Origin of the sequence: Anoxybacillus sp. LAT27, assembly GCF_022030075.1 — a bacterium.
Classification (GTDB): domain Bacteria; phylum Bacillota; class Bacilli; order Bacillales; family Anoxybacillaceae; genus Anoxybacillus; species Anoxybacillus kestanbolensis.
Window position 1 is genome coordinate 1 of sequence record NZ_JAIWYK010000044.1, and the last position, 767, is coordinate 767.

At 40.0% G+C, this 767-nt stretch carries 1 protein-coding gene; it reads right to left on the reverse strand.

The window, feature by feature from the left end:
• Window positions 1-161: 161 nt before the first annotated feature.
• Window positions 162-581, reverse strand: a complete 420-nt coding sequence (locus tag LD028_RS02340; protein ID WP_237810814.1) for a VanZ family protein — start codon at window positions 579-581, stop codon at window positions 162-164.
• Window positions 582-767 lie beyond the last annotated feature (186 nt).

The window sequence follows — 767 nt, forward strand, 5'->3', positions numbered from 1 at the left end:
CCAAAACCTCAAGAAGTGGACCAAGTTACGATCCCTTCAATCACATGGTATAGATTTAAGTTACCACAAATAAGGAAAAAAGAAAAGAAGAAAAAATTCACGAGGAAAGTGAACTTTTTCTTGACTCCCCACTTTTTCAACACTTTGGAATAAGCGAGCGTCTATGCTCGCTTATTCGCCTTCCAAACCATCCATAACACAATCGTCGCCCCGATCATATCGATGATGACGTCAGAAAATAGCGCTGTTCGCTTCGGTTGAAACGATTGATGCCATTCGTCAAACATGGCACAAAAAAGCGTCAATAACCAAGCGACACGGTATGAAGCCGTTGCTTTCCATGCAAAAAACGCAAACGTTCCAAATACCGTCATATGCGCACATTTCCGAACGATAAAATTCCATGAAAATAATCCGTCGCTTACAGGACGATTCGTTTCAATTCCAAAATAATTTAACCAATGGCGTATCCATTGCGCGGTTTGCTCTCCAGTAAATAGCGGAGACTCGGTAAAATAGTAAATAAGTGCACACCATGCAACGACAAGACCCCACCATATCATACGATTTGTTTTAGTCATCATTCAGACCCTTTCTATTTCTATATATGGAAATATACAGGCTCTTCACCACAAGTTGTACTTGATCATTGAAGATCGGTGTGCATAGAGAAAATAGAGAGTACAAAAAATGCGAATTTTCCTGTATGGTAAAGGTGACCAAACCAAACCATTGGAGGAAAATTCGCATGTACTCTCAGTTTATCA